The sequence below is a fragment of the Roseburia yibonii genome (assembly GCF_014297335.1).
GTDB classification, from domain to species: domain Bacteria; phylum Bacillota; class Clostridia; order Lachnospirales; family Lachnospiraceae; genus Roseburia_D; species Roseburia_D yibonii.
This window is the reverse complement of record NZ_JACOQH010000006.1, coordinates 114077-136259: the sequence shown is the minus strand read 5'-3', so window position 1 is coordinate 136259 and position 22183 is coordinate 114077. Positions and strand designations below refer to the sequence as shown.

The following is a 22183-nucleotide window of genomic DNA, read 5'->3' as shown; positions in this document are numbered from 1 at the left end:
TCTCCTCCCTTCCTCAGAAACAAAGATTCCAGAACAGCAGTCCGGCAGAAACAGCTATTATACACCAATCCAGAGCCTTCATACGAACCTCCGCATAACTGGTTCGCGGCATATTTTTGTCAAACCCCCGCGCCATAACAGCAGCTGACATCTCATCCACGATAACCGAGCACTGCAGCAAAAAGGGAACCAGCATATATTCCATCATCTGCAGCGGACGACGAAGAACATTTTTCCATGTCAGCGCCATCCCTCTTAAACGGAGCGCCTGATTCACCATCTGCCATTCTTCCTGGATAGTCGGGACAAAACGGAGCATCACCGCCAGAGGAATGATGACCTCGTTTGGCAGATGCATCTGAGTAAATGCACTGATATATTCCCCAATCCTAGAAGTCTGTGTCACAATATAAAAGGCTGCAAACATCGGTAAAATAAACCGGCAGAAATGACATGCCAGCATGATGATATTCTGCAGTATCCCTGACAATCGCGGTGCTAGAAACAGATCGCATAAAAACATAACTGCAAAGATAAGACCGGTATAAAAAGCCCTCTTCCATTTCTGGCACAGAAGCGTTATCCCCACACACAGGGCAAGAAGGACAAATTCCTGCGGATGTGTCAGCCCGGAAAATGCCGAGAGGCAGGCGGCAATAAATACTGCCAGCTTACTTCTCGGATCCAAAAGACCTCTGGAAATCTTTTCGCAGTTCACGCTGTAATACCGGCTTTCACAAAATGTTTTTTCAGGATCTTTCTTCCAAACAGACCGCCAAGCAATCCGCCCACCAAAGCCAAAGCAATCAGCACAAGAACAATCCAGCTGGGCGTCAGCTTATCCAGCGTTGCGATATATTCTTCTCCATAGTACCCTGCACAACTTTCTAAGAAGGCGTCCTTTGCCAGAACAAGGGCAAAGAAGGGACCCATAGAAGTCAGGTTGAACACACAGTAGCTGACTGCCAGCGCACCTGCGGATTTGCGTCTTTTTGCGGTAATGAGTTCAGCGATTAATCCCCATACAACTGCAAAAATCAGCGGATAAATGGTTGTCATGGACGTAATCAGCCCCACCAGGATCGCCAGCACCAGGATCGCACCGGTGCGCGGCACCTTGGTGGCATACAGCATATACACAGTTCCCAGTATGATGCCGGCAATCAACGGCGTTGCCAGAAAGAGGATTGGAACAATTGTCAGGACTGAAGACAACACCGTGAGCAGCACTAAATAAATTGCGCCAAAGGCGCCCGCGGTAATTAAATCCTTTGTGGTAAGTTTTGTTTTCATATGTATTTCTTTCCTTTCTGCATCTTTGGTTAGTCTGCGCTAACTCATACATATTACCATGTGAAAGATTCTTTTACCACTCTGAAAAGCCATGTCTTGTGCATAATGCTCCAAAAAGCCAAAAAATGACACCTCCATCTGGAAGGTGTCACTATGATTTTCTTCTACTTTTTTTCCTTTCGATAGACACTTGGTCTGCAGCCTATCACCGCATGGAATGCCTCTGAAAATTTGCTTGGATTCTGATAACCCATTTCCAGCGCAATTTCGCTGATTTTTTTATCTGACTGGCGCAAAAGCTGTGCCGCCCGATGCATTTTGTAACTACGCAAATATGCATAAGGTGATTCGCCATAAATTTGCCTGAATCCATCTTTTAACTGAGTCAGACTTAAATTGTGCTCCAATGCCAGTTCCTTCAGATTGGTCCGGTGCTCCATATCCTGTACCAGATGCTCCCTGACATGCTTGATCCGCTCCACAGTCACTCCCGAAATATAGTCCTGGTTCTCCTCAAAAAGAGTTTGTCTGAATTGGAAATGATAAAGGAGCTCCAAAATCTTCAGCCGCAAAAAGGGCAGAGACGGACGATCCAGATGTGTATACAGTTCCTGATATACATGCTCTATTTCCGCATTGCGGCGAAATACCGGGGATCTTGATTCAAGAGAATATTTCTCTGTGATTGCCTCCGCACTGATTTGAAAGGTCTGAAGCTCCGGTACATCCTTCATGACCTCCGGAAACAAAATAATAGTGGACCCATAAAAGCAGTTCAACGGGAAGGAAGACGCGATTGGCGGGTGCATCTGGCTGTTCAGGGTAATATCGCCTTCTCCCATATAGAGATAATTCCGGCTGTCAAACGCACATTCAAACCGCCCCTTCCGGCAATGATTGATCCCGATTACATTCTGCTTTTCACCGCTTCGGAAACAGCTCTCAGAAGAAAAATCTACAACCATGAGCTGTACTCCCGGAAAAATGTCATACAGCCACATATCGGCGGTGCCATCCTTTACCTGAAAATCCACATAGGTCACAAAGGATTCCTTCCCCAGTATTTTTTTGTCCTGTCTTAAATAATTCAATTCCTCCATGGCTGACGCATCTCCTATGACAAAGCTGAATGGCGTTTATATCTATCCTATTTTCTCAGTATTACCAGCTTGTTAGAAAGGTTTTTAACAGGCTGTATCCATCCCAGCAACTTATAGACAGGATACAGTTCCTTCATCCCTTCGACCAAACTCACATCCTCGGCCCATGTAAGCCCCGACACCATGTTCTCCAGTTCCTTCCCGCTTTTCAGACCCCAGGTAAAACGAGCCTTACTGGCCTCAATCGATTTCTCCTTCATGTGCCGCATGATAAAAGGATTCATAATCTCCATAATGATCTCCGCATGTTCGAACCGGCTACAGATAATGAATAGAATTTTCTTTACATCCGCCTCGGTTAAGTACATGACCAGCCCTTCGATCACAACAAGCACTTCGCCCGTCGGATCTTCGATTTCCGCTGCCCAGCTCTCATCCATAGCGGACTTGGCGATCATGGAGATACGCCCATGTTCGTTCAGAAAACGCCGCCGGATGTCGATCACCTCCGGCAGGTCCAGATTGTACCAACGAACCTGTCCATTATCCAGCCGGTAGACCCGTGTATCCAGGCCACAGGCGATATTAACAACAGTTGCATCCGGATGTTCCTCTAAAAAGGCACCCACCATCTGATCCAACAGAATGGTGCGGGCAATCACACCGCTGCTCATGGCAGCATCCTTCTCCGCCTTGGAAAAGTCATAGTCCAGCTGCTTCACGATTTCTATAGCCTTCGCATCATAAAATTTATGTTCCTTCTTCTGAGAATGGGCCGCCCGGGCAAACAGAGTCTGCAGCATAGTTTCCGGGACGCCATGAATCTTTACTTTTTCCATATCTGTCATGTATGAGCGCCCTCCTTATGGTTAGTCAAAGCTAATCATAGTTTACAACACCACCCCGGAAAAGTCAATTTGTATTCCTTTTGAGCTTTCGATATAAATCTTCAAACTGAAATAATTGCTTGTGGATGGAGCACAAATACTTAAATAAGAAATCTCCTGTCACTTCCATATGAGCCAATTCCGCCTGTCGTATCTCCATAAACAACCTTTCTTTTGTGACAAAATTCCCCATCAGCAAGCACTGATGGGGAACATTTACAAACTATACTATTTTTATCCCACCTGTATAGCAAGTGGCTTCATTTACAAACTGAATTATTTATATCCCGCGCCATCAGCAAGCGGCAAACATTTACTTCTAGTACAGCTTCGCACCCGCCGGGATATGGTTATCCACCATCAGAAGATGGAGCTTCTCTTCGCCCTCTTCCTCATGCACTGCGGAAAGTAACATACCACAGGAATCAATGCCCATCATCGCTCTTGGCGGAAGGTTCGTGATCGCGATCAGTGTCTTACCAACCAGTTCTTCCGGTTCGTAATATGCATGGATTCCACTGAGGATCGTGCGGTCTGTGCCGGTTCCGTCATCCAGTGTGAACTGTAACAGCTTCTTGGACTTCGGTACTGCAACACACGCTTTAACCTTTACTGCACGGAAATCTGATTTGCTGAAAGTATCGAAATCAACGGATTCCTCGAACATCGGCTCAACCTTTACCTTGGAGAAATCGATCTTCGCATTTGGTGTGAAAAATCCATTGTTGCCGCCCGCAGCATTTGCAGATCCGTCGGAAACTGCCTTTGCAGCTTTCTTGTCGGAATCCAGACTCTTCATCGTCGGGAAGAGCAGTACATCGCGGATCGCCGGTGAATTTGTCATCATCATGACCATACGGTCGATTCCGAATCCGATTCCACCGGTTGGCGGCATACCGTGGCTCAATGCATTTAAGAAATCCTCATCGGTATGGTTTGCCTCTTCATCTCCGGCTGCAAACAGTTCTTCCTGTGCAGCAAAACGTTCTCTCTGATCGATCGGATCGTTTAACTCGGAGTACGCGTTTGCCATTTCCCATCCGTTCATGAAGAACTCAAAACGTTCTACATAATCCGGATTCTCCGTTTTCTTTTTGGTGAGCGGAGAAATTTCGATCGGATGATCCATAATAAATGTCGGCTGAAGCAGATGCTCCTCTACAAATTCTTCGAAGAAGAGATTTAAGATATCGCCCTTCTTATGTCTCTCTTCATATACCACATGATGCTCGTCTGCCGCTTTTCTTGCTTCCTCTAATGTGTGGATCTCGTTAAAGTCCACGTTTGCGTATTTCTTGACCGCATCGATCATGGTCAGACGCTCGAACGGCTTGGAGAGGTCGATCTCAAGATCTCCATAATGAAGTATCTCGGATCCGGTCACTTCTTTTGCCACATGACGGTACAGTTTCTCGGTCAGATCCATCATGCCGTGGTAATCGGTATATGCCTGATAAAGCTCCATCAGCGTAAATTCCGGATTGTGTCTGGTATCAAGTCCTTCGTTACGGAATACACGTCCGATCTCATAGACACGCTCCATGCCGCCGACGATCAGTCTCTTTAAATAAAGTTCCAGGGAAATACGAAGATGCAGATCCTCATCCAGCGCATTAAAGTGTGTATTAAACGGTCTTGCCGCCGCGCCGCCTGCGTTCTGCACAAGCATCGGAGTCTCAACTTCCATGAATCCCTCACCGTCTAAGTAATGACGGATACTGCTGATGACTTTAGAACGTTTTACGAAAGTCTCTTTTACATCCTGGTTCATGATAAGATCCACATAACGCTGACGATAACGCATATCGGTATTGGTCAGTCCATGGAACTTCTCCGGAAGGATATTTAAGCTCTTCGCAAGCAGTGTAACCTCTGATGCATGGATGGAAATCTCACCGGTCTTGGTTGTAAACACTTCGCCCTTGATACCGATGACATCACCTACATCATATTTCTTGAAATCCTTGTAGGATTCTTCTCCGATGCTGTCTCTTGCAACGTATGCCTGGATGCTGCCCTTTAAATCCTGCACATTGCAGAAGGAAGCCTTTCCCATCACGCGTTTGAACATCATACGTCCGGCAACGGAAACCGTCTTACCCTCGAGGTCATCATAATTATCCCTGATCTCTGTGCTGTGATGTGTCACATCATATTTTGTGATCTGAAACGGGTCTTTGCCGTTTTCCTGAAACTCTTTTAATTTATCCTGACGCACCTTGATCAGCTGATTTATATCCTGTTCCTGTACGTTCTTTTGTTCCGCCATCTTCATTCTCCTTCATTTTTATTTTCCAGCCACGGAAGTTGATCCTGTCATAAAATCAGATTCTGACTCCGGATCTTTCCGGCTGCTTTCTAGTTTGAGCGCTGGATCTCAAGTACCTTATATTCCAGCTCGCCCACATGGGTCTCAACCTTTACGACATCACCGATCTTTGCGCCGAGCAGTGCCTTGCCGACCGGAGACTCATTGGAGATCTTGCCTTTTAAGCTGTTTGCCTCGGTGGAACCGACGATCTTGTATTCAAGCTCCTCATTTTCTTCCACATCAAGGATCTTTACCTTACATCCGATGCTGATCTTATCCAGCTCTACCTCTTCTTCTACAACGACTTCCGCGTTCTTTAAGATCTTCTCGATATCTTCGATACGCGCCTCAATGTCACGCTGCTCGTCTTTCGCTGCATCGTACTCCGCGTTCTCGGACAAGTCACCCTGTTCTCTGGCTTCTTTGATCTTCTGCGCTACTTCTTTTCTTCTGACTACTTTTAAGTTCTGTAACTCTTCTTCCAGTTTCTGCAGTCCCTGATAGGTCAAAATGTTTTTCTTATCCATGCTTGCTTTCTGTCCTTCCTGTTTCTTCTTTCTATTGTTCCGAAAATCCCGCAAAAACATCCTTGGAACTTCCGCTTTCTTCTCTTAGGTCTAGTCCTTTAACAATCACAGTATTATACCCGATAGGCACCAGAATGTCAAGGTTTTCGCCGCTTTGCCAGGGTATTTTATAGATGGGGATATAGCAGTATCCGCCCGTTTTCTCCGGTGTGCAAAAATGTCCGTTCCGCTCAAAATCCAGGATCACATTTCCGGGAAACAGAAACGGGGATTCCGCTCCCGCATGCCGCTTCTCCCTGACCGAAACCATAAGCCCGTATTCTTCTTCCATCCGCGCCGCATATGACGAGAAAAAATCCGGACGTTCCGTTAGGATCGTAAGCGCGTTTAAATCCCGCTCCAGCTCGTGCAGAACGGTGACAATATCTTCCTCCATCAAAAGGAGCTCCGGCTTTTCTTCATCAATACAGACCGGCGCAAAATCGCGGTAGCTTATCCCACGCTTTTTTAATACCTGCTCCATGATGTTCCGAAACTGCGGCAGATAGGGATTTTCCGCCCACATCTCCGGTTCCTTTGCCGCACTTCCGATTCCTTCTTTCTTTTTTCGTCTTTTCTGTCTCCACTTTTTCAAAAATGCACCGATCGCGCGCCATCCCATATCCACACGGTCATCCGCCATACGCCGTACCTGCTATCCGTTTTTCTCATTATATGTCAAAAAGCGCCCGAATAATTCCTCTAACTGTTCATAGCTTTCCACTTCATTGATGGCACTGCGCAGGCGTGCCGCATTCGGATAGCCCGCCGTATACCACGCCGCATGTTTGCGGATCTCGCGTATCCCGGTATAGTCTCCCTTGAACGCAAGCTGCATTTTCGCATGGCGCAGCATCATTTGTACCATTTCCTCCGCCGTCGGTTTTGGCAGATGTTCTCCGGTCTTAAAATAATGCAGGATCTGCGCAAAGATCCACGGATTCCCCTGTGCGCCGCGCGCGATCATAAAACCGTCACAGCCGGTCTGTTCTTCCATGCGGATCGCGTCCTCCGGCGTCAGGATATCGCCGTTTCCGATCACGGGGATCTTTACCGCTTCTTTGACCTGTCTTATGATGTCCCAGTCCGCCCTGCCCGAATAGTACTGCTCTCTCGTGCGCCCGTGGACCGCGATCGCTGCCGCGCCGCTTGCTTCTGCCACTTTTGCCATTTCCACCGCGTTGATATGCGCATCATCAAACCCTTTGCGGATCTTTACCGTCACCGGTTTTTTGATGGCACGCGCGGTCTTTTCTATGATCTTTCCCGCAAGCACCGGATTTTTCATCAGTGCGGAGCCGTCGCCGTTGTTTACGACTTTCGAAACCGGACAGCCCATATTGATATCGAGAATGTCAAAAGGCCTTTCCTCGATCTTTTTTGCCATCTCACTCATGATCTCCGGATCCGAGCCAAAAAGCTGCAGGGAAACCGGATGCTCCCTCTCATCGATCGCCAAAAGCTGCTCGGTATTTTTATTGTTGTAATAGATGCCCTTGGCACTCACCATTTCCATGCACAAAAGTCCCGCGCCCTGCTCTTTGCAGAGCAGACGAAATGGCAGGTCTGTCACGCCTGCCATTGGTCCGAGCACCAGATTGTTTTCTAAAGTCACATTTCCGATCTGTAATGTTTTCATATTATTTTCCGCCGTCTGCCTGTCCCTTTTTTTGTCTCTCATAAATAAAACGCATTCCCTGAAGCGTCAGTGTCGCGTCATAAATATCAATGCTTTTTGTCTCTTTCGCGATGATCTTTCCGAGTCCTCCGGTCGCAACCACTTTGATCCCGGCAAGATCCGCTTCCTGTTTCATATGTTCCACGATATATTCTGTCTGGCCGATCTGACCGTATACAAGTCCCGCCTGTATGCTGCTTATCGTCTCTCTTCCAAGGATCGATGCCGGCTTTTTGATCTCGATCTCCGGCAGTTTCGCGGTTCCCTGGGAGAGTGCCTTCGCAGATACCCGGATTCCCGGCGAGATCACGCCAGCCAGAAATACGCCGTTTCCATCCACGAGATCAAACGTTGTCGCTGTTCCAAAGTCAATGACGATGACCGGTCCGCCATAAAGCTCATACGCGCCGACCGCATCCACGATACGATCCGCCCCGAGCTGTCTCGGATTTTCTGTCGCGATGGAAAGCCCGGTGGTAATACCCGGTTCGACCAAAATCGGCGTGACATTGAAATATTTGATCACCGCACTCGTCAGTGAATGCATGATATCCGGCACGACCGATGAAAAGATCGCGCTGTCGATCGCGTTCGGGCTGATCCCGTTGTTGGCGAGAAGTCCACGGATCTCGGTTCCGTACTCATCCGAAGTACGCGGAAGATTGGTCGTCATCCGAAATGTCGCGACCAGCCGTTCCCGTTCAAACGCTCCGAGTGTGATATTGCTATTTCCCACATCAACTGCTAACAGCATATCTATTCCTCCTTCAGTCCTTCGCCCAGGAAAACTACCCGGTAATACATCTGCAGTGCCTCGAGCAGCTCCTGCTTTTCATTCCGCAGCTGCTTGATCTTCAACACGCTTCCGATCTCATCATAGAGCAGATCGCCCTCTTCCACTTCCGTCCGGAATTCCAGATTGCCCTCGGCGTCAAACACCAGCTGCAGCGTTCCGCCCACATCCTCGGTAAACAGCACGCACATGATCTGCAATTCTTCTTTGATTGCCTCCGGAAGTCTGGAAAAATCACGGTTTAAATAAAATTTTCTCGTATAGGAACTTGATCCGCATAATATCACTTCATTTTGAAACATTGTAGCTTACCTCAATCTGTCTTATCCTGTTATCGTTTTATCCGATCATACATAGCCATATACGCCGCGCACGGACACTTCTCCGGCGGCCACCAGCCGTCTTGCCTCCCAGGTATCCACGATCAGCTCTCCGCGGTCGGTGATGCCCATCGCCTTTCCCTCGTACGGCTCTTTCGAATCTAAGACACGCACTTTCTGTCCCCGGTTGACCAGATAACTGTCGTACTCTTTAACCAGGCTGCTCAAATCCTGTGTTTTCTCATAAAGTTCATAATAATCTTCAAACTCTTCCCAGATCTTTTCGATCAGCATGGCACGGTTTACATGTTTTCCACTCTCAAGATAGATCGAAGTTGCCACATCTTTGATCTCCTCCGGGAACTCCTCATTGCCCACATTGATCCCGATCCCGATCACAATGTAGTTTACATAATCCATCTGTGCGCTCATTTCCGTTAAAATACCACAGACTTTTTTGCCGTTTATCACGATATCATTCGGCCATTTGATCTGCACCGGAAGATCCACCATATGCTCAATGCCTTTCGCGACCGCCAGTGCGGAGACGAGCGTAAGCATGGAAGCATTCTGCGGTTCGATCTCCGGCCGGAGCAGAAGGGTCATGAAAATGCCGGTTCCCGCAGGGGACTCAAAGCTTCTGCCCCGTCTGCCTCTGCCGCTCTCCTGCTTTCCGGCAACGACAAGCGTACCGTTTGGCGCATCTCCCTCGCCCAGACTTTTGGCCTGTGTGTTGGTCGAATCCGTCACATCGAAATAACAGATCTCCGTACCGACCCACTTTGTCTTTCGTATGCTGACAAGCTCGTTTTTGCTTAAGATATCCGGTGTCTTTACCAGGTGATAGCCCTTGTTTTGTACCGATTCGATCTCATAGCCTTCTTTTTTCAACTGGTTCATCGCTTTCCACACCGCAGTGCGGGAAACGCCAAACCGCTCACACAGTTCCTGACCGGACACATAGCCGTCCGTATCTTTTAATATCGTTAATATCTCTGCCTTCATATCCGTCCCCTGACTCTTCTTTCCCTCCGGGTTATCAAACCGCTTTATGCCAACGTCGCGTACATGACCGCCTTGATCGTATGCATGCGGTTCTCTGCCTCGTCAAATACCACGGACTTTTCGGATTCAAACACTTCATCTGTCACTTCAAGCTCGGAAAATCCGAATTTTTCATAGACCTGTTTTCCGATCTTGGTCTTTAAGTCATGGAATGCCGGAAGACAGTGCATAAAGATCGCCTGCTCACCCGCAATGTCCATCAGCTTTTTGTTGACCTGATACGGCATCAGATCTTTTAAACGTTCTTCCCAGATCTCATCCGGCTCACCCATGGACACCCAGACATCGGTATAAATGACATCCGCGCCCTTTACTGCTTCTATGTCCTCGGAAAGCGTGATGCTTCCACCGTTTTCTGCCGCTACTTTTTTACAGTAGTCCACAAGCTCCTGCTCCGGGAAATATTTTTTGGACGTACATGCGACAAAATCCATACCGAGTTTCGCGCAGGTCACCATCAGCGAATTTCCCATGTTATAGCGGGCATCTCCCATATACGCGAGTTTTACGCCCTTGATACGTCCCAGATGCTCACGGATCGTTAAAACATCTGCCAGCATCTGTGTCGGATGGAACTCATTGGTCAGTCCGTTCCACACCGGAACTCCCGCATATTCTGCCAGCTCTTCCACAATGTCCTGTCCAAATCCGCGGTACTCGATCCCGTCGAACATTCTTCCAAGGACGCGCGCGGTATCCGCGATACTTTCTTTTTTGCCGATCTGGGAACCTGACGGATCCAGATAAGTCACATGCATTCCGAGATCATGTGCTGCCACTTCAAACGAGCAGCGGGTTCTTGTACTGGTCTTCTCAAAGATCAGCGCAATATTTTTGCCAGTCAGTGCATCATGCGCAATCCCTTTTTTCTTTTTGTCTTTTAATTCCGCTGCAAGATCTACCATGTAAAGAATTTCTTCCGGGGTAAAATCTTTCAGTTTTAAAAAATTACGTCCTTTTAAGTTCATTTTTCTGCTTCCTTTCTATGTAGTCATTACAACAATCGGGCTGTCAAATTTTTCGACAGCCCGTTCTTTATTTGTTATATTACCAAATGCTTCTTCGCTTAGCTTTCCTTTGCTACTTCCACAACGGATTTCGCAAGTCCCGCGATCCCCTGGATCTCGGACGGGATGATGATCTTGGTCGCTTTTCCGTCGGCTGCCTTTGCAAATGCTTCAATACTCTTTAACTGCAGTACATTTGCATCCGGTCCTGCCTCTTTTAAGAAACGAAGTCCGTCGGCGTTTGCCTGCTGGATCTTTAAGATCGCCTGCGCCTGACCTTCCGCCTCGCGCATGGTCGCTTCCTTCTTTGCTTCCGCGCGTAAGATCGCTGCCTGTTTTTCCGCTTCTGCTTCGAGAATCGCGGATTCCTTCTTACCTTCCGCAACAAGGATCGTAGATTTCTTCTCACCTTCTGCTCTGGTAACCGCCTCACGTCTCTCACGTTCTGCTTTCATCTGTTTTTCCATGGCATCCTGGATCGCTTTCGGCGGAATGATGTTCTTTAATTCCACACGGTTTACCTTGATTCCCCATGGATCTGTCGCGACATCCAAAGACGCGCGCATCTTGGTGTTGATGGTCTCTCTTGAAGTCAGTGTCTCGTCAAGTTCGAGATCACCGATGATATTACGGAGTGTTGTCGCGGTCAGGTTCTCGATCGCCATGATCGGATTTTCCACACCGTAGGTAAATAACTTCGGATCTGTGATCTGAAAATATACAACAGTATCGATCTGCATCGTAACATTATCTTTTGTAATAACCGGCTGTGGCGGGAAATCCACTACCTGTTCCTTTAAGATCACTTTTTTTGCAACACGGTCTAAAAACGGCATTTTAAAGTGAAGTCCTACGCCCCATGTCGCCAGATAGCCTCCGAGACGCTCCACTACCATCGCATGTGCCTGCGGCACGATTTTAATACAATTCACTAAAATAATTAACACAACTGCCAGAAGAATTACTACTGCAATGAATGCACCCATCTGTCATACCTCCCTGATTTTGTTCGATAGATATTTTATCAATAGAATTATCTTACTATATTTCATTTGAGAATACAACAAAAATTCCAAAAGAAAAAGACCATAGAAAGGGGCTTTGCACCATCCCTCACATATGGTCTTCGCAATTTTTATTATTTATGCATCGATGTACTTAAAAGAATACATGATTTCCAATCACAACACCCGCGCGTCCGGAACTTGCGCGACGGAACGATACGCATCCGCCGGTATTGTCGCTTCCGTTTATCGCTTCCTGTGCTGCCTGCATACAGCTTCCGCTGACGCCGCTCGCGATCACACCCTGTACACTGGATGCTGTTGTAAACTGGCCGCCCTGATAGATGACACCGGAAATGGATCCCGGATATCCACCGCTTCTGACACGGTTCATAACCACCGCTCCGACTGCCACTTTTCCTTCGTAGCACTCAGAACCTGCCTCTAACTGGATCAGTGCCGCAAGAAGTGTCACATCATCTGTGGATGCCGCTGCCGCAGCCTTCTGTGTGGTCGTCACACCGCTGCTCTCGCTCGCTTTCTTCTCTGCTTCCGCAGCCGCTGCCGCGCGCTCTTCCTCGATGGAGATCGCGTCTCCCACGGAAATATCAACTGTAACATACGGTGCCGCTACATATGCGAGCTTGTCATCATACTCTACCGCTACCCAGCCATCGGTACTTGCGGATTCGGTATCCACGGTAAGCACCTGACCTTCGTATACCGCATCGATAACAGTCGCATTCTCATTCGGCTCTGTTCTTAATCTGAGTCCGCCGGTCATAACCTTTGCTTCTGTCTGACAGTCTTTCTTTGCCAGTTCATACGCATCCATGCCAAACGCACAGTATGCATTTAATACATATCCGTCTACGGAACCGGATCTTACATGTGTCCAGGTATCGCCCTGTTCCACGATCTCTGCCGCATCACCCTTGTAGAGCTTTCCGACCACTTCCGCATTTTCATCACCCGCCGCACGAATATTCAGATATTCGTTGACACTCGGCATCAGACGGTTCTCCCACTCTGCCTGCTCCTGCTCCAACTGCGCGGCAACCGCGTCTGACTGGACGTCATTTGCCGTATTTTCAACAACTGTCGCCTCGCTCGAAGCATTGGCATCTGCCAGGTCTTCCTGTTCCTGCATGGCTGCTTCATCCTGCCCCGCAAGCGCTTCTTCTGCCGTTTCTTCCGTCTCCACTACGTCCGCATTCTGCTGTTCTTCTACCTGTGCGTCCTGCGCGTCTTCGGATGTGTCTGTTATATTCTGTGAATCCTCATCAGTAATCTCCACCGGCATACTCTTTGTCTCATCCGCCGGTAAAGTCTCAGCCAACCCTGTCTGTGCTGTCTCGTCTGCACCGCCTTCCTCGGAAGCCGCCACCAGCTGCGCGTCGGAATGTTCCACGCTCACTTCTGCTCTGCCCGTCTCTACCAGCGCCATCTGTCTGGTAATGCCTGCTACCGCGGTATAGTTCTCATCTGCGGTAACCACTGTCTGGACTGCAGCCGTTGCCTTTTCATCCGAAACAACCTGACTTGTAACTGATGTGGCCGTTGTCATTACCACCAGCATTCCTGCTACGATAGAACCCTCGACCACTTTCCTGTTTAAATTCATATTTCCCTCCATATTTTGCATAGTGCTAAATTATTGAAATAGTATTACACTCATATGATGATTTATGCAATTTTATTACATTTGTTACGAATTTGTTACAAATGGGATTATAGCAAAGAATACGGCTTTTGTCAAGCGAGCGGCTTTTTCCCTTGGGAATACACGGTTTTCCGGACATTTTTACCGATTGTTTTTCGGGCAAAAAGAAAAGAACCGTCCCGGTCTTCCGAGACAGTTCCCTCTTTTGTATGACTGATTATTTTAATCTGTTTAATAACGCTTCTCTTGCGTCTTCATAACCCGGTTTTCCAAGCAGTGCGAACATATTCTTCTTGTAGCTTTCTACACCCGGCTGGTTGAACGGATTGATACCAAGCAGGTATCCGGAAACACCACATGCGAACTCGAAGAAGTAGAATAATTCTCCTAAATAGAATTCGTTCTGTTCCGGGATCTTTACCATGAAGTTTGGTACATTTCCGTCTGTGTGCGCAAGGATCGTTCCGTTCATTGCGCTCTTGTTTACGAAATCCATTGTCTTTCCTGCGAGATAATTGAGTCCGTCAAGATCCACATCTTCTTTCTGGATCGTCACTTCACATCTGGATTTTTCTACATTCATAACGGTCTCAAACATGATTCTGGAACCATCCTGGATGAACTGTCCCATGGAATGCAAATCTGTGGTAAGATCTACGGATGCCGGGAAGAGACCTTTCTGATCTTTTCCTTCGCTTTCACCGTACAGCTGTTTCCACCATTCAGATACATAGTGAAGGCTTGGCTCATAATTTGCCAGAATTTCTACGGATTTTCCTTTTCTTAACAGGATGTTACGAAGTGCCGCATATTTCAGAGCGTCATTCTCTTCAAATTTCTGCTCTAACGCCAGCTTTCTGCCCTCTGCAGCACCTTCCATTAATTTGTCGATATCTGCTCCGCTTACTGCGATTGGAAGAAGTCCTACTGCGGTAAGAACGGAGAAACGTCCTCCGACATCATCCGGTACTACGAATGTCTCGTATCCTTCTTCTGTCGCAAGGTTCTTTAACGCTCCCTTTGCCTTGTCGGTTGTCGCGTAAATTCTCTTGGCAGCTTCTGCTTTGCCATATTTTTTCTCAAGCATTTCCTTGAAAATACGGAATGCGATCGCCGGTTCTGTTGTTGTTCCTGATTTGGAAATGATATTTACGGAGAAATCTCTGTCGCCAACCACATCGATCAGACCCTGAAGATAAGTTCCGCTGATGCTGTTTCCGCAATAATAGATTTCCGGTGTTTTACGGATTTCCTTGGATACATTGTTGTAAAATCCGTGTCTTAAAAATTCGATCGCAGCTCTTGCTCCGAGATAGGATCCGCCGATACCGATCACGATCAGCACTTCGGAATCTCCCTGGATCTTTTCTGCTGCTTTCTTAATACGTGTAAACTCTTCCTTATCGTAGTCTACCGGAAGATCGAGCCATCCCAAGAAGTCATTGCCTGCACCGTTTCTGTCAAGAAGCTGCTTTTTCGCATCTTCTACCAGTTTGCTCATATAAGTAACTTCTTCATCGCTGATGAAGCCTGCTGCTTTTGAGTAGTCAAACGTAATTTTCTCCATTTTTAACACTCCTTCGTTTATCCCTGCCATCTGGCATTTCTTTTCATCGTGTCAATTTTAGCAAAATTGCCGCTATTTATCAAGGGAAAATTTCCTGTAAGACCGCATCAAATACGGCTTCCTGCTCTTTTTCCATCTTTTGCTTTTCCGCTTTCGCTAAAGCCTCCCTTTCAAGCTTTCGCTCCTTTGCTTTTTCCGCCTCAAACTGTGCCTTGCTGTCCATCATCTGCTCAAAATGAAACGCCATATTCTCGTTTATGACGTCCAGCTTTTTTTCCAGTTTCCTGCCCTGTTTTAAGTGCCGGAGCATTGCGACCAGTAAAAGCATACATACCACCAGGATCAGCACTCCGCTGTTCTTTTGTAAAAACTCCGCTGTCTGTTCGATCATCTGCATGACTGACACCTCCTGTTTTCACCTTGCCTCCCCATTATAAAAAAACTCCGCCTCTTTTTAAAGTAGCTTTGTCCCACTTTTCACCGCATGTTTCGCCTTTATCTTTCAGCCTTCCCGCTATTTGTTTCTTTTTTTGCACCAGCCTGTTTTTTTCTTCCCGCCGCGCCGCTTTTTTGTTATCTCAGATTTCCTTGACTTTTTGCCGCAACAGTATAATATAAAAGAGATTTATTTCTATATAATATATGTCTGAAAAAATAACAAAAAAGAAAAAGAGGGTATCGCTATGAAAAAAATCGTTCTGACCGGCGGCGGCACTGCGGGCCACGTCACCCCGAACATTGCTCTGCTTCCGAAATTAAAAGAAAACGGCTTTGAAATCAGTTATATCGGCTCCTACACCGGTATGGAAAAACAGCTGATTGAAGAACAGGGCATTCCCTACTACGGCATTTCATCCGGGAAGCTGCGCCGCTACTTTGATATCAAGAATTTTTCCGACCCGTTTAAGGTCTTAAAAGGATTTGGTCAGGCAGTCGGACTTTTGCGGAAATTAAAGCCGGACGTTGTCTTTTCCAAGGGCGGCTTTGTCTCCGTTCCTGTCGTTTTGGCAGCACGTTTTCTTCATATTCCTGCCATTATCCACGAATCGGATCTGACCCCGGGACTTGCCAACAAGATCGCGATCCCTGCTGCCTATAAAGTCTGCTGTAATTTTCCGGAAACCATCCCGTATCTGCCGGAGGGCAAGGCTGTTTTGTCCGGTTCTCCGATCCGTCAGGAACTTCTGACCGGAAACCGTCTCTCGGCACTTACGCTGTGCAATTTTACGGCAGAAAAGCCGGTTATTCTTGCAGTCGGCGGAAGTTCCGGTTCCAAGGTGTTAAATAACGCGCTGCGCGCTGTTTTGCCAAAATTATTGAAAAATTATCAGGTGATTCACCTGTGCGGAAAAGGAAATCTTGACGCTTCTCTCGGAAGTACCACCGGTTATGCCCAATTTGAGTACGCCAAATCAGAACTTCGCGATATGTTCGCGCTTGCGGATATCGTAATTTCAAGAGCCGGCGCAAACTCCATCTGCGAGCTGCTTGCACTGCGAAAACCGAATATCCTGATCCCGCTCTCCGCAAACGCCAGCCGCGGCGACCAGATCTTAAACGCAAGATCCTTTGAGAAACAGGGATTCAGCTATGTGTTAGAAGAAGAAAATCTTACTTCCGATACGCTGCTTGATGCCATAAAGCAGGTAGAAACCAACAAGCAGGTTTACATAGATGCCATGGCAAAGAGCAAACAGCTCGACTCCATTGACACCGTGATCGGACTGATCAATGAAGCTGCCGCATCAAAAAGCAAAAAGTAAGACCAAAACTCCCGGAGAAAACATCTTGAAAAAGCAAAGACATTTCCTCCGGGATTTTTTTTACATTTTTACGGTATCTAATATTTTTTTCATCTCATCCTCTGAAAAATCTTCGTGTGTCCACTGGATGATGTCGTCATTTTTCGCGCCCTGATAACGCGGGATCACATGGACATGGAAGTGGAACACGGTCTGTCCTGCGGTCTCCTCATTATTCTGGAGCACATTCACCCCATCACAGCCAAGCACCTTTTTCATGTGGATCGCAAGCTTCTTTGCGAGCTTCATGGAATCTGCCGCAACATTTTCATCGATCTCATACAGATTTGCATAATGCTGCTTTGGAAGGATGAGCGCATGGCCTCTTGTTGCCGGACTCGCATCTAAGATCACCCGAAATTCCTCATCCTCATACACCGTATTGGTCGGGATATCCCCATTTGCCAACTTACAGAAAATACAATTTTCGTCTTTCATTTCTCTACATCTCCTTATTTTTTGTCGATTTTTTGCGGTTACTTTTCATTGAATTTGCATGAAAGTAGTGCTACACTTAGCATATTTCAAATTTTAAAACACTTCCGGGAGGTCTTTTTCATGCTGACAACACTTGACTATATGAAAATTTTTCACGAAACCAAAAACTCCGTCACACTGATCAACAGTTCACTCCAACTGATCGAGAAAAAGCATCCCGATGTTGCAGCTTATCCCCTGTGGAAAGATACCATGCAGGAGGTAACTTACCTGAAAAACCTGATCGCCGAGCTTTCTTTGAGCCGCACCGGCTATCCGTTAAACCTCTCACTGGTCGCTCCCGCTGATTTCATCCGGGAAATCTCAGACGCGATCCATAATCTTTCTTTTTCCCAGAATTTTGTCTGTAAAACAACTCTCGAAGAAAATCTTCCTCCCATTTTCATCGATTCCCTGCGCTTAAAACAGGCTCTGATCAATCTCTTAAAGAATTCCTATGAAGCGATGGGCGAAACCGGAACTGTCATTTTAAATGTCTTTCGTAAAGATGACTTTATCGACATCGAGCTCACCGATTTCGGCGGCGGCATCCCGGACACCACGAAAGACAATCTGTTTGAGATTTTTACCACTTCCAAAGAATATGGCACCGGACTCGGTCTTCCTATCGCCCGTCAGATCATCGAAGATCACTCGGGCAGATTGCTCTTTGAATCCCGTCCCGGTGACGGATGCACCTTTTCGATCCTGCTCCCGGTCAATCCCGGATCCTGATCTTACTCAAAGATAAAAATCTCATCCAGCGTACGAAGTGTCTTAAAGTTTCCTTTTGCCGTCATGTCTCCTGTCATAAACGCGCCCTGGAACGTAGAACGACCGGCAAGGATATTTTCCATAACTTCGGAAGAAAGCTTTGCCGAAACATCCGCTTCCTCAAAATCCGCTTCTTCTTTCGCCTTATATTCGCAGGTCAGTTCTCCTGCCTGGATCTTTGCGATGAGCGCCTGGCTTTTTCCTTCTATATCAAAGCGGTATACCGCGTCAAGATCCTCTTTTTTCACATAATGGGATTCCAGTTTTACAATATAATCTCCGGAATTTTCCTCTTTCGTCTGTCCAAGCATATCCTTAAACATCGACGCAAGTTCCTCGATATCTTCTTTTTGCTTTTTCACATAAGTATCATCCGCCACATATTTGGATAACTGCTCGGTCTCCTGCGGGGTCAGCTCCATCTGCTGTGTACGGAGCACGGAACGGGTCACCGCCTGATTGCTGGTCGGCAGTCCTTTCACCTTCTGAGAGATGGTTCGATACAGATTTTCCGCCTTCTTTTCAATGATCGAAGAATACTCCTCATTCATTTCAAATGAAACCAGATCCTCGACATACGCGCAGATCCCGTTGCACGGAAGCCCACCCAGAATATCCCACGCGTTTGAAAGTGTGATCTCTGCTTCCCGCTCTCCGTATGTGGTTGACATAACTACCGGCTGCATGTACATATTCTGTAACTTCTCCTTGTCCCCGTATAGCCAGCAGGCATCCAGAAACTGCTGCATATAGCCACCGATTCCGAGCCATTCCACTGTTGTTGCAAGAATAATGCCATCCGCTTCCTTTAGTGTCTGCGGCAGGGTGGAAATGCTGTTCTTGTATTCATGGATATCATAACGCTCCACGTTCACACGAAGTTCCTGCAGTACCTCCTGCATCTTATTTATTACATAAAGTGTCGGATCATCCAGCAGTCCGCGTCCGCCATAGTAAATATTGACTTTCATTCCTTATCCTCTTTCCTGCTTATTAAAAAATATCTATACCCAGTATATAAATTTTTACCGCTAAAATCAATCTTTTCTCGGATTTCCGCGATAAAGCAGTACCGCAAGCAAAAATCCCATCACCAGGCCTCCAATGTGACACCAGTTATCCACCCCTGTTGCCGTAAATCCGTAATACAGACAGAGCGCGATCATTAAGACCAGTCCTCTTGTCGTCAGTGTCCCGATCCGCCCTTTGTTTCGGATCACCAGATACAGCAATGCGCCGATCACGCCGAAAATAGCACCGGACGCACCTACGGAAACTGCCATATCGCCTGTTTTTAACATATAGACCATAGAGAGCAGACTCCCGCCAAGCCCGGAAAGCAGATAGATCAACAGATATTTCACTTTTCCGATCTCGCGTTCCAGCCGGTCGCCGGTGAAAAACAGTACGATCATGTTATTGACCAGATGCGGAAATCCTATGTGTACAAACATACAGGTAAACAGCCGGTACCACTCATGAAGCGAGACGACCAAAAGCGGATACATCGCCCCATGCTCCAGCAGATACTGGGAATCCTCTGTATTTCCGAACAGTTCCATAACGATCCACACAAGGATATTGACCGCCACAAGCCCGGTGTTTACCCAGGTCATCCCGCGCCAGTCGATCTGTAACGCGTGTTTTTCTCTTTTTGGGGCACGCGCAGAGGTCTGCTCCCCGCACTGATCCAGAAGATTTAATAGCCGCTTTTGCAGTCCGTAAAAGTCTCCGGGCTGATTTTCATAAATGATGAGCCGTTTTGTCCCCGCCTCCACCAGCCAGATACCGCGCATTTCATTACAGAGCACACGGTATTTTTCCACCTGATCCGTGATCGCAAGACAAAGGATATCCACCTGATAAACCGGCATCTCCTCCGTGATCCCCGGCACTCTGCCATGCGATAAGAAGAACAGCTCTCTGATATGCTCTTTCATGCTCGCGCAGACTGCCGCATTCATCTGAAACGCACTGTGATCCAAAAGTCCCAGAATAACCTCTACTGTCCCATTCTCATATCTGTAATAAACACCCGCTTCTTCCGGCTGCACCTTCAAAAAGCGGTAGCCTTCCGCCTTTAACATCTGATCGATCTCTGCTATCAAAAAAGCACCTCTTCTCCTTTTTAATACCAGAAACAATAGCACTTCTATTTTTTCATGTCAACTGAAAATATATTCTTCATCCGCGAATCGGATTCTGTCATTTTTCTTTAATTTACGACGCTCTTTGTAATTTAACAGCTCGCCGTCTACCCATGTCCCGTTTTTGCTGTTTAAATCCTCGATCAGATATTCCTCTCCTTCCCGGACAATACGCGCGTGAATGCGGCTCACCGCCGCCGATTTCAGGCAGGCATCCACTTCATCCTCCCTGGTTCCGATCTTAAAATTCTCCGACTGGATGAGGAAATCAGCTTCTCCGTTTCTTCCATTGTAATTTAACTTTCCGATCACGCCGGAAATATCGGAAAGCAGTACCGTCGGGTGCATTGCCTCTTCCACCTCCTCGTCATCCGGTTCAAAGGATACCTGGATCGGCTGACTTTCTTTTTTACTTCTGTAAAACGGCTCTTTTAATTTTGCAAGCGCTCCCCGCAGCTTTTCCCACTCCTTTTGCGCTTTATTTTCCTCCGTTTTTTCTTCCGGCTCTTCCTGCCGGTATTCTATGTCCTCTGCAACCATCGAGACCGTATCCTCTGTCAGCTCCGGTATCTCTGCAAATACTTTTTTTACATCTGAAAAATCAAAATGATCCGCGAGCACGATCTCGTAAATTGCATAGATTGCTTCTACCGCCTGTCTGTCCTTGTGATCCACGTTGGGCAGGATCTGTTCGATCAGATTTTGAAACTGTCTTTCCGGTTCCACATTTTCTCCACTGTGATAACAAAAATACAGCTGTCCTGTTTCCGGGCGAATCCCGATCCGCTCTGTCTGCATGCTGATATTTTCCTGCAAAAGCAGATATTCTGCCGCAAGTTCCAGGCAGGCGTCTATCTGTAACACGATTTTTTTAAGTAGCGCATAATCCACCGCTTTCTGTTTCATGTATTCATCTAACATCTGCAATCCGGTGATCTCATACCAATACTGCCATGTTCCATCCGCTTCCACCATCTTTACGGCAAAAAATCCGGGCAGCCGGTTTCTGTTCAGCATCGTCATATCATAACCACCATAAAAGGAATCCTCGATCACCATATAACTTTGCAGCAGATTTCGCTTAAAATATACTTCCATTTTTATTCCTCCAACAACTTTTTCCATCGTTTGATCTGTTTTATTTCGCCGACCGCGTCAAACTGCTGCACCTGTTCGTAATGGCATGCCGCCTCCTTTACTTCGGTATACATGGAGATCCCGGTCCGTATGGAAATGAGGATCAAAAACAGTGCAGCCGGCAAAATAAGCGCAGCTTCTATGGTATAACTTGCTCTCATACTTTTTTTCATCCCCATAACAGCATCCCCACATATGCGATCAGCAAAAAAGGTACAAAAGGAAACGTATCCTTTCTTTTTTTATGAAAAAACACGCAGCCAACCAGCGCAAAAATCCCGGCGAAAAAAAGCGCCGTAAAGAAAAGCTCCAGATTATCGGGTGCCCCAAGCAGGATGCCGGTATCGATCAAAACCAGCCCGTCCCCATATCCTATGCTTCCCTGAAAGATCCTTCCCAGAACGAGAAGCGCCATTCCGACCGCTGCGCCCCCGAGAATACTGTAAATTCCGATCGTACCACGGAGTAAATGCACCAGTATTCCCGCTATTCCGGTCACACACAGCTTGTATACTCCCACTTTTTTTCGTCTGACATCCTCAATCGAGCACACCCCAAGCAGCCCTAATGTCATACATGTTTCAATCATATC

Annotated in this window: 24 protein-coding genes; 2 read left to right on the top strand and 22 right to left on the bottom strand. The window is 47.0% G+C overall.

Features of this window, described 5'->3' with window-relative positions; translation table 11 throughout:
- Positions 1-13: 13 nt before the first annotated feature.
- The 16 genes from H8Z76_RS09645 to H8Z76_RS09570 form a co-directional block, all read right to left on the bottom strand.
- Entirely contained in the window at positions 14-718 is a 705-nt protein-coding gene (locus tag H8Z76_RS09645; protein WP_186982354.1) for an energy-coupling factor transporter transmembrane component T, read from the bottom strand.
- Entirely contained in the window at positions 715-1293 is a 579-nt protein-coding gene (locus H8Z76_RS09640) for an MptD family putative ECF transporter S component (protein WP_186982353.1), read from the bottom strand. Before H8Z76_RS09640 ends, H8Z76_RS09645 begins: the two co-directional genes overlap by 4 nt.
- Before the next feature lie 164 nt (positions 1294-1457).
- Positions 1458-2393 (bottom strand): helix-turn-helix domain-containing protein, encoded by a 936-nt coding sequence (locus H8Z76_RS09635; protein ID WP_186982352.1) that lies wholly within the window; start codon positions 2391-2393, stop codon positions 1458-1460.
- Between the two features lie 47 nt (positions 2394-2440).
- Entirely contained in the window at positions 2441-3241 is an 801-nt protein-coding gene (locus H8Z76_RS09630; RefSeq protein ID WP_243240515.1) for a class I SAM-dependent methyltransferase, read from the bottom strand.
- Positions 3242-3599: 358 nt separating this feature from the next.
- On the bottom strand, positions 3600-5549 hold the full coding sequence (gene lysS / locus H8Z76_RS09625) for a lysine--tRNA ligase (protein WP_186982351.1): 1950 nt from the start codon (positions 5547-5549) through the stop codon (positions 3600-3602).
- 89 nt (positions 5550-5638) lie between these two features.
- Positions 5639-6118 carry a transcription elongation factor GreA gene (gene greA, locus H8Z76_RS09620; RefSeq protein ID WP_147619321.1) on the bottom strand — a complete coding sequence of 160 codons (480 nt, stop codon included), beginning with the start codon at positions 6116-6118 and terminating at the stop codon, positions 5639-5641.
- Between the two features lie 31 nt (positions 6119-6149).
- Positions 6150-6800 (bottom strand): hypothetical protein, encoded by a 651-nt coding sequence (locus H8Z76_RS09615; protein WP_186982350.1) that lies wholly within the window; start codon positions 6798-6800, stop codon positions 6150-6152.
- Between the two features lie 12 nt (positions 6801-6812).
- Positions 6813-7796, bottom strand: coding sequence for a tRNA dihydrouridine synthase DusB (dusB, locus tag H8Z76_RS09610; RefSeq protein WP_186982349.1), 984 nt, complete (start codon positions 7794-7796; stop codon positions 6813-6815).
- A 1-nt stretch (position 7797) separates the two neighbouring features.
- Positions 7798-8589 (bottom strand): type III pantothenate kinase, encoded by a 792-nt coding sequence (locus H8Z76_RS09605; protein ID WP_186982348.1) that lies wholly within the window; start codon positions 8587-8589, stop codon positions 7798-7800.
- Positions 8590-8591: 2 nt separating this feature from the next.
- Positions 8592-8930: a DUF6145 family protein gene (locus H8Z76_RS09600; RefSeq protein WP_022515536.1), complete on the bottom strand. Its 339-nt coding sequence runs from the start codon at positions 8928-8930 to the stop codon at positions 8592-8594.
- Between the two features lie 45 nt (positions 8931-8975).
- Positions 8976-9953 carry a biotin--[acetyl-CoA-carboxylase] ligase gene (locus H8Z76_RS09595; protein WP_186982347.1) on the bottom strand — a complete coding sequence of 326 codons (978 nt, stop codon included), beginning with the start codon at positions 9951-9953 and terminating at the stop codon, positions 8976-8978.
- A gap of 44 nt (positions 9954-9997) precedes the next feature.
- A complete protein-coding gene (gene argF, locus H8Z76_RS09590; protein ID WP_147619317.1) occupies positions 9998-10981 on the bottom strand; it encodes an ornithine carbamoyltransferase in 984 nt (327 codons plus the stop codon).
- 98 nt (positions 10982-11079) lie between these two features.
- A complete protein-coding gene (locus tag H8Z76_RS09585) occupies positions 11080-12006 on the bottom strand; it encodes an SPFH domain-containing protein (RefSeq protein WP_022515539.1) in 927 nt (308 codons plus the stop codon).
- 172 nt (positions 12007-12178) lie between these two features.
- Positions 12179-13648, bottom strand: a complete 1470-nt coding sequence (locus H8Z76_RS09580; RefSeq protein WP_186982346.1) for a cell wall hydrolase — start codon at positions 13646-13648, stop codon at positions 12179-12181.
- Positions 13649-13904: 256 nt separating this feature from the next.
- Positions 13905-15254 carry a glucose-6-phosphate isomerase gene (locus H8Z76_RS09575; RefSeq protein WP_147619315.1) on the bottom strand — a complete coding sequence of 450 codons (1350 nt, stop codon included), beginning with the start codon at positions 15252-15254 and terminating at the stop codon, positions 13905-13907.
- A 79-nt stretch (positions 15255-15333) separates the two neighbouring features.
- Positions 15334-15651, bottom strand: a complete 318-nt coding sequence (locus tag H8Z76_RS09570; protein WP_186982345.1) for a hypothetical protein — start codon at positions 15649-15651, stop codon at positions 15334-15336.
- Between the two features lie 286 nt (positions 15652-15937).
- Between H8Z76_RS09570 and H8Z76_RS09565 the strand changes: the two genes are divergently transcribed.
- Positions 15938-17017: an undecaprenyldiphospho-muramoylpentapeptide beta-N-acetylglucosaminyltransferase gene (locus H8Z76_RS09565; protein WP_022515543.1), complete on the top strand. Its 1080-nt coding sequence runs from the start codon at positions 15938-15940 to the stop codon at positions 17015-17017.
- 60 nt (positions 17018-17077) lie between these two features.
- Here the strand turns inward: H8Z76_RS09565 and H8Z76_RS09560 are convergent, their stop codons facing one another.
- The gene (locus tag H8Z76_RS09560; protein WP_147619312.1) at positions 17078-17494 is read right to left on the bottom strand and encodes an HIT family protein; all 417 of its coding nucleotides are present in this window, start codon (positions 17492-17494) and stop codon (positions 17078-17080) included.
- A gap of 120 nt (positions 17495-17614) precedes the next feature.
- On the opposite strand from H8Z76_RS09560, the gene H8Z76_RS09555 reads away from it, so the two are divergent.
- Positions 17615-18268, top strand: coding sequence for a sensor histidine kinase (locus H8Z76_RS09555; protein WP_186982344.1), 654 nt, complete (start codon positions 17615-17617; stop codon positions 18266-18268).
- 2 nt (positions 18269-18270) lie between these two features.
- On the opposite strand, the gene H8Z76_RS09550 is transcribed toward H8Z76_RS09555, so the two are convergent.
- The 5 genes from H8Z76_RS09550 to H8Z76_RS09530 form a co-directional block, all read right to left on the bottom strand.
- Positions 18271-19278: an SCP2 sterol-binding domain-containing protein gene (locus H8Z76_RS09550; RefSeq protein ID WP_022515546.1), complete on the bottom strand. Its 1008-nt coding sequence runs from the start codon at positions 19276-19278 to the stop codon at positions 18271-18273.
- Positions 19279-19344: 66 nt separating this feature from the next.
- Complete coding sequence (locus tag H8Z76_RS13660; RefSeq protein ID WP_243240514.1) at positions 19345-20415, bottom strand: rhomboid family intramembrane serine protease; 1071 nt, start codon at positions 20413-20415, stop codon at positions 19345-19347.
- A 57-nt stretch (positions 20416-20472) separates the two neighbouring features.
- A complete protein-coding gene (locus H8Z76_RS09540; RefSeq protein WP_186982343.1) occupies positions 20473-21552 on the bottom strand; it encodes a DUF6382 domain-containing protein in 1080 nt (359 codons plus the stop codon).
- 2 nt (positions 21553-21554) lie between these two features.
- On the bottom strand, positions 21555-21752 hold the full coding sequence (locus H8Z76_RS09535; protein ID WP_186982342.1) for a hypothetical protein: 198 nt from the start codon (positions 21750-21752) through the stop codon (positions 21555-21557).
- Positions 21753-21760: 8 nt separating this feature from the next.
- Complete coding sequence (locus H8Z76_RS09530) at positions 21761-22180, bottom strand: prepilin peptidase (RefSeq protein ID WP_186982341.1); 420 nt, start codon at positions 22178-22180, stop codon at positions 21761-21763.
- Between the last annotated feature and the right edge of the window lie 3 nt (positions 22181-22183).

Bases quoted from the DNA above. Each gene is read 5' to 3' on its own strand.
- H8Z76_RS09595 (WP_186982347.1), bottom strand. From the start codon at position 9,953: ATGAAGGCAGAGATATTAACGATATTAAAAGATACGGACGGCTATGTG.
- H8Z76_RS09550 (WP_022515546.1), bottom strand. From the start codon at position 19,278: ATGAAAGTCAATATTTACTATGGCGGACGCGGACTGCTGGATGATCCG.
- H8Z76_RS09580 (WP_186982346.1), bottom strand. From the start codon at position 13,648: ATGAATTTAAACAGGAAAGTGGTCGAGGGTTCTATCGTAGCAGGAATG.
- H8Z76_RS09615 (WP_186982350.1), bottom strand. From the start codon at position 6,800: ATGGCGGATGACCGTGTGGATATGGGATGGCGCGCGATCGGTGCATTT.
- lysS (WP_186982351.1), bottom strand. From the start codon at position 5,549: ATGGCGGAACAAAAGAACGTACAGGAACAGGATATAAATCAGCTGATC.
- H8Z76_RS09540 (WP_186982343.1), bottom strand. From the start codon at position 21,552: ATGGAAGTATATTTTAAGCGAAATCTGCTGCAAAGTTATATGGTGATC.
- argF (WP_147619317.1), bottom strand. From the start codon at position 10,981: ATGAACTTAAAAGGACGTAATTTTTTAAAACTGAAAGATTTTACCCCG.
- H8Z76_RS09600 (WP_022515536.1), bottom strand. From the start codon at position 8,930: ATGTTTCAAAATGAAGTGATATTATGCGGATCAAGTTCCTATACGAGA.
- H8Z76_RS09570 (WP_186982345.1), bottom strand. From the start codon at position 15,651: ATGCAGATGATCGAACAGACAGCGGAGTTTTTACAAAAGAACAGCGGA.
- greA (WP_147619321.1), bottom strand. From the start codon at position 6,118: ATGGATAAGAAAAACATTTTGACCTATCAGGGACTGCAGAAACTGGAA.
- H8Z76_RS09605 (WP_186982348.1), bottom strand. From the start codon at position 8,589: ATGCTGTTAGCAGTTGATGTGGGAAATAGCAATATCACACTCGGAGCG.
- H8Z76_RS09640 (WP_186982353.1), bottom strand. From the start codon at position 1,293: ATGAAAACAAAACTTACCACAAAGGATTTAATTACCGCGGGCGCCTTT.
- H8Z76_RS09635 (WP_186982352.1), bottom strand. From the start codon at position 2,393: ATGGAGGAATTGAATTATTTAAGACAGGACAAAAAAATACTGGGGAAG.
- H8Z76_RS09530 (WP_186982341.1), bottom strand. From the start codon at position 22,180: ATGATTGAAACATGTATGACATTAGGGCTGCTTGGGGTGTGCTCGATT.
- H8Z76_RS09555 (WP_186982344.1), top strand. From the start codon at position 17,615: ATGCTGACAACACTTGACTATATGAAAATTTTTCACGAAACCAAAAAC.
- H8Z76_RS09585 (WP_022515539.1), bottom strand. From the start codon at position 12,006: ATGGGTGCATTCATTGCAGTAGTAATTCTTCTGGCAGTTGTGTTAATT.
- dusB (WP_186982349.1), bottom strand. From the start codon at position 7,796: ATGAAAACATTACAGATCGGAAATGTGACTTTAGAAAACAATCTGGTG.
- H8Z76_RS09575 (WP_147619315.1), bottom strand. From the start codon at position 15,254: ATGGAGAAAATTACGTTTGACTACTCAAAAGCAGCAGGCTTCATCAGC.
- H8Z76_RS09630 (WP_243240515.1), bottom strand. From the start codon at position 3,241: ATGACAGATATGGAAAAAGTAAAGATTCATGGCGTCCCGGAAACTATG.
- H8Z76_RS09535 (WP_186982342.1), bottom strand. From the start codon at position 21,752: ATGAGAGCAAGTTATACCATAGAAGCTGCGCTTATTTTGCCGGCTGCA.
- H8Z76_RS09560 (WP_147619312.1), bottom strand. From the start codon at position 17,494: ATGAAAGACGAAAATTGTATTTTCTGTAAGTTGGCAAATGGGGATATC.
- H8Z76_RS09565 (WP_022515543.1), top strand. From the start codon at position 15,938: ATGAAAAAAATCGTTCTGACCGGCGGCGGCACTGCGGGCCACGTCACC.